Source organism: Kluyvera sp., assembly GCF_047971185.1.
In the GTDB taxonomy this organism is placed as follows: Bacteria; Pseudomonadota; Gammaproteobacteria; order Enterobacterales; family Enterobacteriaceae; genus Kluyvera.
In genome coordinates, this window is sequence record NZ_JBKDZH010000129.1 from 1 (window position 1) to 10,013 (window position 10,013).

The following is a 10,013-nucleotide window of genomic DNA, read 5'->3' on the forward strand; positions in this document are numbered from 1 at the left end:
AAGTAAAAAATTCCTCAGAATACTAGTCACTGGTCCCGGATTAGGCTTGTGACCAAAACCCAATTTTAATCACGAAACTGGCTGTGATACCTGCTTACAATCAAAATAACAGCCTTAAATAGGATACGCATCGCATTTTTAATCAAAAGTAATATTTGGGGCCTTATTGAGGGCCTCACTTTTAATTTTTAGAATAAAAATTATAAAATTCAGTTAGATAGAGAACAAATCGCATCCAGTCAGAGGAGCCAAATTTAGAAAAGCCTGCTTTCGAGCAGGCTTTTTGCTTTTCGGCATTCAGCCATTACCCTGCCTCTGCGCGAGCGTCAGAAAAGCGCGTATCGCCCCATTATTCTCTTTTTCCCGGCTCACCAGCATCAGATTCGCCGACAGCGCCGGTACATCCAGCGGACGGTATACTAACCCCGGTATCGATACATTCATCAGCGGTTCGGGAATCAACGCCAGCCCCTGCCCGGCGGCAGCGAGCGCCAGTACGCTCAACGTACTGGCCGTCTCGTGCACGATACGGGGTGCGTGCCCCAGCATCGCGCTCAGCGTGGTATAAAGCGCCTCATCGGCACCGTGCGCATCGTAAAAGATTAGCGGCTCTTCATCGAGCATGGCTACCGTCAACGAGGTTTGCGCGGCCAGCGGATGATCGGCTGCCATCGCCACCTGGCGTCGCCAGATTCCGATACGTTGTGCAACAAGCTCCGGGTGGTGAATTTTGTCGTGATCGGGGGTGTAAGCAATATCGAGCTGGCCCGTGAGCAACGCGTCCGCCTGCAACAAAGGCGGTATTTCACGTACTACCAGCTCTGCATCGGGATATGCGTGGCGAAACGCTCGCAGGTCGCGGGTTAACGTTCCGCTGAAAACGGCGTTCCCGGCAAAGCCAACCCGCACCCGTCCTATCTCACCGCGTATTGAGCGCTGGACCGTCTGCCGCGCATGTTCCACCTGCGCCAACGTGCGGCGCGCTTCATCCAGCAGCAACCTACCGGCGTCGGTCAGCTCCACCTTACGACTGGTTCGCACCAGCAGTGGGCCGCCCAGCTCTTCTTCCAGCGCTTTTATTTGCATACTTAACGCCGGTTGAACAATGTGCAGGCGTTCAGCGGCGCGGCCAAAATGGCCCTCCTCGGCAACCGCCAGAAAGTAGCGCAGATGGCGCAAGTCCATATAACGACCTCATCATCATTAAAATTGATTGATCGGTAAAATCTCTGTATTGGAAATTATCGCCGTTCGCCGCGAAACTGCAATCCCACTTCGTACTGGAGAAGATGTTATGACCCCTTATGTTGAAGACCGTCAGCAAATTACCGACCTGATGACCGGCTGGATCCACCGCGATCTGGGAGAATGGACCGCGCTGCGTAACCTGTTTCACCCGGATGGCACCATTGAAATTACCTGGTTTGAAGGGCTGGCGAGCGATTTTGTCGATGGCTCAATGCGCATGGGGGCATCGGATTTTCGTACCAAACATGTGATTGCTTCGCCGACGGTAACCTTCAATGCCGATGCGACAAAAGCGCTGGTTGAAACCAACGCCATGATTATCGGAGAGAACGTCGCGCTGAATCTGGGCTGTACCGGCCACAACCGCTTTTACGATCGGGCAGAAAAACGTGATGGCGTATGGAAACTGTCTCACCGTCAGAGCATTTACGACATGGCCAGCTTTACCTTTCCTCTCGGCGTGGTCGAAATTGATACAGATACCGTCGCGAAATACCCGCGCGAATACGCCGCGCTGGCCTATCTGCTGGAGAAAAGCGGCTTCCCGGTTCAGCGCGTTTTCGCCACCCGCGGCAGCGAACTTGAGAAGCAAATCAAGGACGCGGGTCAGGATTGGCTAACGGCATAAGGCCGCCTGTTCCACTGGAGACGACTATGATTCAATCTTTTATTGTCGATACCGAAGACGCCGAACTCGCCTGCTATCAGGAGGGAAGCGGCCCTTTATTGTTGCTGATCGTGGGCGGCAACGGCGATAGCAGTCGCTTTATCCCGCTGTCTGCTCAACTGGCCGGTCGCTACACCGTCGTGCGTTACGACAGACGCGCGAATGCCCACAGTAGCGGCAATACACAGGCCTCGTTGGATATGGCCCAACAGGGCCGCGACGCCGCCGCAGTCATTCGCGCCACGGGACTGGGAGCAGCCTACGTGTTCGGCAGCAGTGCGGGAGCCAACATTGCGCTACAACTGACGCAAGATCATCCGCAACGGGTACGCGCGCTGGTCGACCACGAGCCGCCAATTACCGATTTTCTCCCATCTTCTGAAGCCGCACCATGGCGAACATTTTTTGACCGGGTTTACACCACCTATCTGAACGAGGGCGGAGCGGCGGCGATGCGCCTGTTTGCCAGCTCATTCGTTGGGCCTGAACCGAATTCGACCGCGCCTGGCGATCAGAGCGGCAGCTTCGAGCGTTTTCTCGCGCATGAATTCCGCTTTATCAACCGTTTTGTTCCGGATCTGGAAGCCCTGCGGCGTGGTGGCGTACCGATGGTGACCGCAGTAGGCCGCGACAGCGGGGAGGCATTTTACGTGCAAACGGCGCGCGAGCTGGCACGTCAGCGCCCGTGCTCATGCATTGAAATCAGCGGTCACCATCTCAGCTATGCCAGCGAGCCTGTCGTTTTTGCCGACGAGCTGCACGCGATTTTTTTAAACCTTTAACCCCCCAAGGAAGACGTATGGCCCCGATACATTCGAACGGAACATGGATTGCGCTTTTACTCTCGATATCGCTGTTGCCCGCTGTAGCCTCGGCTAACCGAATACTCACCTACAGCGATCATGAGCCTTTGGGAGGCATGCGTACCCGCTTTATTAACGACGTCTTTTTCCCTGCGATTGAAAAAGAATCACAAGGCCGCCTGAAAGTTGATGCCCACTGGGGCGGCGAGCTTAACAACAGCTATGAGGCCTTAGGCAAAGTGAGTCAGGGTGGGGTTGATATGGCGACCGTCGTACCGGAATACGCCGCGGACCGCCTGCCATTGCACCAGATTTTCAAAAGCTTCCCCGTCGGCCCAACCGGCGCACAGCAGGTTGATTTCTTCCGTCACGCCTACAGCGAGATCCCATCGTTCCCGGCTGAACTGAAAAAAAATAATATTGTGAATGTTTTTCTGCAAACCGGCTATCCGCTGGCCTTTTTTAGCCGCAAGGCAATGCCGGATCTCGGCGAAATCAAGGGGGGGACATGGCGTTCCGCCAGTTTCTGGCAGCAGCGTTTTCTGCAAAATGCAGGCGCCACTCCGGTGACAATGCCCTGGGGTGAACCGACCTATAATGCGCTGAAAACCGGCGCCATTGATGGCATGATGCTGAATGTCGATAGCGGTTACGATCTGAAAGCCTATCGCTTCGCCCCCAACGTGCTGATTGCTAAAGAGCTATGGCTGGGGCACCTGTACATTCTGGCGATGAACGAAAAGACCTGGCGCTCGCTCTCCACACAGGATCAAGCAGCAATCCAACGCGCGGCAAACACCGCGTATCAGTCGCTGGGCGCAGTGATGGACCGCAGCTTTAACACCCAGATAGCGGATTTACGTGAAGCGGGCGCGACGGTACGCATCCTGAAACCACAGGAAATTGCGCAATGGCAGGCCACTACCCGCTATCAGGCTGCGCAGAGTAAATGGGTCGCCGAACAGGAAGCGAAAGGCGTCAAAGAAGCGGGAACCGTGCTGAAGCAGGTTACCACCCTCATGAATAACGCCAGCAGACATTAAAATGAATCTGCCGTTTGTGTGGCACAGGTTGAGGTGTTGAGGAAAACACGCCCAGCATTCCTGAACTCGGCTAACGGCTTTGCTCATACTCAATCGCTTCTCGCACCGTCGCCAGCGCGTCGCTGAGCTGTGCGACCGGGACCGAACCTAGCGCCACGCGGATGGCCTGGGGAACGTTAGGCGTCACGCAAAAAGGTTCGGCGGTTGAAACGGAAATCTGCTTATCCATCAGCCGCTTCGCCACCCGATCTGCCCGGCTCTCCTCGGCCAGCGGCAGCCAGAGAAACCAGGAGTCCGGGTGGCTGATACAGGGTATCGGCCCCAGAATCTCACGAGCAAGACGCTGGCGCTGGCGGGCGTCACGCCTTTTCTGCGCCGCCAGCTGCGCAACGGTGCCGTCAACAATCCACTGGCAAACAAGTGCGCTCATCACCGATGGCGTATTCCACGTGGTAGCGCGAATGGCGCGCTCAAGCGCTGGACGCCAGGCATCGGGGCAGACCACCATGCCCACGCGGATGCCGGTCGCCACATCTTTCGAAAAACCGCTCACATAAACCGTCCTTTCCGGCGCATAGCAGGCCAACGGCGACGGCGCGCGTGCGGCCAGATAGGCATAGGCAGCATCCTCAACGATCAGCAGATCGTACTGACGCGCAATTGACGCCAGCCGCTGCCGCTGCCGGGTGTTCAGCACCCAGCCAAGCGGATTATGCAGCGTTGGCATGGAATAGACCGCGCGCAGGTGCCGGGTCTGGCACAGCCGGGCAAGCGCCTCGAGATCCGGGCCTTGCCCAGTAGCGGGAATCGCAAGCAGCTCAAGTTGATACAGCGCGGCCAGCGCTTTAAATCCGGGGTAGGTTAAGGCATCGACGGCCACCACGTCACCGGGGCGCAGCAGGCCCATTACCGCGACGGCCAGCCCATGCTGCGCTCCGTTCACAATCAATACGTTCTCCGCCCGCGCTACCAGCCCCTGGGCGCTAAGATGGCGGGCAATGATTTCCCGATCGCCCGCCCTGCCCGCGTGAGGCTGGTAGCGCAGGTGTGATTCAATATCCCCGACGTTAGCCAGCTGCCGCAGGCCGTCGCGCAGCCTATCGCCCTGCCCCGGCAGCGACGGATAGTTGAAGTTAAGATCGAGTACGTCGGCGGCGATCGCCTGCTGATCGATGCCGTGCCCCGCCGCCAGCGCGATTTCCCGCACGAAGGTCCCACGCCCGGTTTCCCCGCTCACCAGCCCCATCGCCTCCAGCTCGGTGTACACCCGCGTCGCCGTCGCCAGCGAGATATGGTGCTCAGCGGCCAGCCGCCGGTGCGTCGGCAGGCGGCTTCCCGCCTTCAGCTGCCCGCAACGGATAGCCTTCGCGTAGCCGTCAACGAGGGTTTTATAGCGCGCCTTCATGCAATGTATCCATGACAATAATTTGATTGTACCGAATCATAAAAACTACCATCGCTGCCACAACGACTCAACAACGAGGTGCAGGAAATGAAAATCGTACATACAAAACAGACGGCGTATTCCGGGTGGCTCAACGGGCTGCTGGGAGTGATCATTTTCAGTGGTTCTCTGCCGGCAACGCGGATAGCGGTGCTGGAGATGGATCCGTTTTTTCTGACCTTTTTACGCGCCTCTATCGCCGGTCTGGTTGCCGTTGCCCTGCTGAAAGGGTTTGCTCAGCCCCGCCCGCATCGTAGACAAATTGTGCCGCTGCTGATTGTGTCGCTGGGGGTAATTGTTGGCTTTCCGCTGCTAACCGCGCTCGCGCTGCGCTACGTTACCGCCGCGCATTCGATTGTTTTTATCGGCCTGCTGCCGCTGGCAACGGCGATTTTCGGCGTTCTGCGCGGCGGCGAGCGGCCGCGCATGGCGTTCTGGATCTTCTCCGTGCTCGGTAGCCTGCTGGTTGCCGGTTTTGCGCTGTGGCAAAGCGCAACGCTGTCGCTGACCGGCGATCTACTGATGCTTGCCGCCGTGCTGGCCTGCGGGCTGGGCTATGCCGAAGGCGCGACGCTGACGCGCGAGCTGGGCGGCTGGCAGGTTATCGGCTGGGCGCTGGTGATATCATTACCGGCAATGCTGCTCGCAGCGTTAATCACCCGCCCACCCACGCTGGCGGCGTTTTCCCTTTCAACCTGGACGGCCGTGGGCTACGTCTCGCTGTTCAGTATGCTAATTGGTTTTATCTTCTGGTATAAGGGGCTGGCGGCGGGCGGGATCGCCGCAGTCGGGCAGCTACAGCTATTGCAGCCCTTTTTAGGTTTGGTACTTTCAGCAATGCTGCTTCATGAAGCGGTAAGCCCGCAGATGATCGCGGTTACGCTCGGCGTCATTCTATGCGTGCTCGGCTCGCGGCGGTTTGCGTGATAACGCGACGCCGGAAACGCCCGGCGTCGCAGAGCGGGGTTACAGTGCGGCGTGAATCATATCCAGCACCTGCATATTACGCACCGTCTCCTCCAGCGGGATCAGCCGCGACGGCTGGTTGAGCACCGCGCTGGAGAAGTGGCGGATTTCGGCCTGATAGCGGTCAGATTCGCTGACCGGCAGCTCGCGTACGCCCTCGGCGGTATGCAGATGCAGCGCTCCGGCATCATCGAGGAACGGTTTATCGATAATCAGCATGCCTTTGGTGCCGATAATTTCCGCGTAGTTGCGGCCAAATGCGTTGAATCCACAGTGAATATTGGCAATCAGGCCATCATCGTACTGTAACAACGCCGACAGATTGGTATCCACGCCCTGGTCCGTTTCGCACAGCGCCTTACAGCGTACCGGCAGACGCCCGGTGACCATGCCGATAAAGTTCACCGGGTAACAGCCCACGTCGTACAGCGCCCCGCCGCCGAGCGCGGGCTGCATTTTGATGGTATTCGGCCGGTCGAGCAGGAAGCGGAACGAGACGTTAATATGGCGCAATTCACCCAGCGCGCCGCTTGCCAGCACCTGTTTGATCACCCGTACGCGGTCGGTGTACTGGTACATAAACGCTTCCATCAGCAGGCGGTTATGCTGCACCGCAGCCTGCTGCATCTCCTGCGCCTCGGCGGCCGTCAGGCCAATCGGCTTTTCGCACAGCACATGCTTACCCGCAGCGAGCGCGCGCAGCACCCACTCTTTATGCAGCGAGTTCGGCAACGGGATATAAACCGCCTGAATGGCGGGATCGGCGAGCAGCGCCGCATAATCGCCGTAGCTCTGCGCCCATTCACCGACGGGCAGCTCCGCCTGATTGCGCGATGCCACGCCGTACAGACGCGCATTATCCGCACGCTCAATGGCCGGGATGATCGAATTTTTGGCGATTCGGGCATAGCCAAGTACGCCCCAGTTCACAACGGTGCTCATCTCATTCTCCCTGGAAATTTACAGCAAAAAGCCCGCACAATGCGGGCTTCGACGATATGTTATGGATCGCTTAAAGGGTGTTATGTGAGACGCTAATATTCACCGGCATACCCGAGCGCCGCTCCAGTACCGATCTCGCGCGATTCACATCTACACCCTGCCCTTCCGTAAAACTACGCAGAGCGGGCGTCATTGGCAACGGAACTTTGTTATCCGATTCATATTCTGTGCGGTTGCGCGACAGCGGCTCATGCACCTCCACCCAGCGGCTGCCGTCCGGCTCGGTGGTGTACTTCACCGGTTGGTCGATAATCTGTACCCGCGTGCCCACCGGCACATTGTCAAACAGGTACTTGATATCGTCGTTACGCAGGCGGATACAGCCCTGACTGACGCGCAGCCCGATGCCAAAATTAGCATTCGTACCGTGAATAGCATAAAGCCGCCCAATATAAATGGCGTACAGCCCCATCGGGTTATCCGGCCCGGCAGGCACAAACGCAGGCAGACTTTCGCCGCGCTTTGCATACTCACGGCGGGTATTCGCCGTTGGTGTCCAGGTTGGCCCTTCCAGCTTGCGCTCGACGGCGGTCACCCAGTTGCGCGGCGTTTCGCGCCCGGCCTGACCGATACCTATCGGCAACACTTCGACGGTATTGCTGCCCGGCGGATAATAATAAAGCCGCATTTCGGCAACGTTCACCACGATTCCCTGACGCACGGTATTTGGCAAAATCAGCTGCTGCGGGATCACCAGCGAGGATCCGGATTTCGGCAGGAATACGTCAACGCCCGGGTTGGCTTCCAGCATATTGCTCAGCCCCTGCCCGTACTGGGCGGCGAACGCCTCCAGCGGCAGCCGGTTATCCTGCGGCACCGTGATGTTCAGCGTGCTGCCCACTAAACGGCTGCCCTCCGGGGGAAGTGGATAGGTGACGGCCAGCGCGGCGTGGCTAGCCGCCGCCAGAATCAACGCACACCAGAGTTTTACACGAGGTCTCATTTCCCTTTCCTCATTCACGGCAGATATCGGTTAATTATAGCTTTTTTCACCCGCCGCGTTGCTATTCTGTTACAGCATCAAGAATATGGTTAAAGGTTAATCAGTTGTTATAAGGGAACCGGCTAGCGCTTTTGTTTCATCATCCGCTGACATACTATCGGGAAAAGCTGCAGACCTGACACAAGGAGCGAACGATGAATAATACGGGCGTGAGTCTGACCCCCGAGCAGGCGCTGGATCAACTCCAGGCGCTGTACGATCAATCGGTAAGTGCGCTACGTGACGCTATCCGTCTGTTTATCGACGATCGCTCACTGCCCAGCGCCGATGCGCGAGCCAACGGATTATTTATGTATCCACAGCTCTCGGTCTCCTGGAGCGGCTGCGCGCACAAGGCGCAGAAAACCCGCGCCTTCGGCCGCTTTACCCATTCCGGCTGCTATACCACCACTATCACTCACCCAACGCTGTTCCGCAGCTATCTGCTGGAGCAGCTGTCGCTGCTGCATGAAGATTACGATGCGCATATTGAAGTCAGCCTGTCGCAGCACGAGATCCCCTATCCGTATGTGATTGACGGCCTGACGCTCGACCGTTCGATGAGCGCCGATCTGACCCGCTTTTTCCCCACCACCGAACTGTCGCAGATTGGGGATGAAACGGCGGACGGCTTAACCCACGCCACCGAATTCTATCCGCTGTCGCACTTCGATGCCCGCCGCGTCGACTTCTCGCTGGCACGCCTGCGCCACTACACCGGCACCCCGGTCGAGCATTTCCAGCCGTTCGTGCTGTTCACTAACTACACCCGCTACGTCGATGAGTTCGTGCGCTGGGGCTGTAGCCAGATCCTCGACCCGGACAGCCCGTACGTGTCGCTCTCCTGCGCGGGCGGGATCTGGATCACCGCCGATACGGAAGCGCCGGAACAGGCTATTTCCGATCTGGCGTGGAAAAAACACCAGATGCCGGCCTGGCACCTGATCACCAAAGACGGTCAGGGGATTACGTTGATTAACATCGGCGTCGGCCCGTCTAACGCTAAAAACATCTGCGACCACCTGGCGGTACTGCGCCCGGACGTGTGGCTGATGATTGGCCACTGCGGCGGCCTGCGTGAAAGCCAGTCGATTGGCGACTACGTGCTGGCGCACGCCTATCTGCGCGACGATCACGTGCTTAACGCCGTGCTGCCGCCGGACATTCCGATTCCGAGCATCGCCGAGGTCCAGCGCGCGCTGTACGACGCGACTAAGCAGGTCAGCGGGATGCCGGGAGAGGAAGTGAAACAGCGCCTGCGCACCGGCACGGTGGTCACCACCGACGACCGCAACTGGGAGCTACGCTATTCGGCTTCCGCGCTGCGCTTCAACCTTAGCCGCGCGGTGGCTATTGATATGGAAAGCGCGACGATTGCCGCGCAGGGATACCGCTTCCGCGTCCCGTACGGTACGTTGCTGTGCGTGTCGGACAAACCGCTGCACGGCGAGATTAAGCTACCCGGCCAGGCTAACCGCTTCTATGAGGGGGCAATTTCCGAGCACCTGCAGATTGGCATTCGCGCCATCGATCTGCTGCGTGCCGAAGGCGACCGTCTGCATTCGCGCAAGCTGCGCACCTTCAACGAACCGCCGTTCCGTTAACGATGCCTCCCCGGCCCTGCCGGGGACATTGGCTGAACGCAGAAAAGCAAAAAGCCTGCTCGAAAGCAGGCTTTTCTAAATTTGGCTCCTCTGACTGGATACGAATTCTCATGTATAATATTGAATTTAAATTAATTTAATTTTTAAAATTGAAATGAGGCCCTCAATAAGGCCCCAAATGTTGTTGCTGCTTTGAAATGTGATTTTTATCATATTTTTGGTTGTAGTACTGTCCGCGGGTAGACATGACAATC

General features: G+C 57.7%; 9 protein-coding genes. 5 read left to right on the top strand and 4 right to left on the bottom strand.

The window, feature by feature from the left end; translation table 11 throughout:
• Positions 1-297 precede the first annotated feature (297 nt).
• Positions 298-1,185 carry a LysR substrate-binding domain-containing protein gene (locus ACK5JN_RS23760; protein ID WP_416872396.1) on the bottom strand — a complete coding sequence of 296 codons (888 nt, stop codon included), beginning with the start codon at positions 1,183-1,185 and terminating at the stop codon, positions 298-300.
• A 109-nt stretch (positions 1,186-1,294) separates the two neighbouring features.
• Here ACK5JN_RS23760 and ACK5JN_RS23765 point away from each other — a divergent pair, with 109 nt between their 5' ends.
• The 3 genes from ACK5JN_RS23765 to dctP are packed head-to-tail and all read left to right on the top strand — an operon-like array spanning position 1,295 to position 3,761.
• Positions 1,295-1,876: a nuclear transport factor 2 family protein gene (locus tag ACK5JN_RS23765; protein WP_416872397.1), complete on the top strand. Its 582-nt coding sequence runs from the start codon at positions 1,295-1,297 to the stop codon at positions 1,874-1,876.
• A gap of 26 nt (positions 1,877-1,902) precedes the next feature.
• Positions 1,903-2,697, top strand: coding sequence for an alpha/beta fold hydrolase (locus ACK5JN_RS23770; RefSeq protein ID WP_416872398.1), 795 nt, complete (start codon positions 1,903-1,905; stop codon positions 2,695-2,697).
• Between the two features lie 17 nt (positions 2,698-2,714).
• The gene (gene dctP / locus ACK5JN_RS23775) at positions 2,715-3,761 is read left to right on the top strand and encodes a TRAP transporter substrate-binding protein DctP (protein ID WP_416872399.1); all 1,047 of its coding nucleotides are present in this window, start codon (positions 2,715-2,717) and stop codon (positions 3,759-3,761) included.
• Between the two features lie 70 nt (positions 3,762-3,831).
• On the opposite strand, the gene ACK5JN_RS23780 is transcribed toward dctP, so the two are convergent.
• The gene (locus ACK5JN_RS23780) at positions 3,832-5,166 is read right to left on the bottom strand and encodes a PLP-dependent aminotransferase family protein (protein ID WP_416872400.1); all 1,335 of its coding nucleotides are present in this window, start codon (positions 5,164-5,166) and stop codon (positions 3,832-3,834) included.
• Between the two features lie 87 nt (positions 5,167-5,253).
• Between ACK5JN_RS23780 and ACK5JN_RS23785 the strand changes: the two genes are divergently transcribed.
• Positions 5,254-6,132: a DMT family transporter gene (locus ACK5JN_RS23785; RefSeq protein WP_416872401.1), complete on the top strand. Its 879-nt coding sequence runs from the start codon at positions 5,254-5,256 to the stop codon at positions 6,130-6,132.
• Positions 6,133-6,171: 39 nt separating this feature from the next.
• Here the strand turns inward: ACK5JN_RS23785 and ACK5JN_RS23790 are convergent, their stop codons facing one another.
• Positions 6,172-7,113, bottom strand: a complete 942-nt coding sequence (locus ACK5JN_RS23790; protein WP_416872402.1) for a Gfo/Idh/MocA family protein — start codon at positions 7,111-7,113, stop codon at positions 6,172-6,174.
• Between the two features lie 70 nt (positions 7,114-7,183).
• The gene (gene ldtA, locus ACK5JN_RS23795; RefSeq protein WP_416872403.1) at positions 7,184-8,116 is read right to left on the bottom strand and encodes a L,D-transpeptidase; all 933 of its coding nucleotides are present in this window, start codon (positions 8,114-8,116) and stop codon (positions 7,184-7,186) included.
• Positions 8,117-8,310: 194 nt separating this feature from the next.
• Between ldtA and ACK5JN_RS23800 the strand changes: the two genes are divergently transcribed.
• Entirely contained in the window at positions 8,311-9,759 is a 1,449-nt protein-coding gene (locus ACK5JN_RS23800; protein WP_416872404.1) for an AMP nucleosidase, read from the top strand.
• The last annotated feature ends 254 nt before the right edge of the window (positions 9,760-10,013 follow it).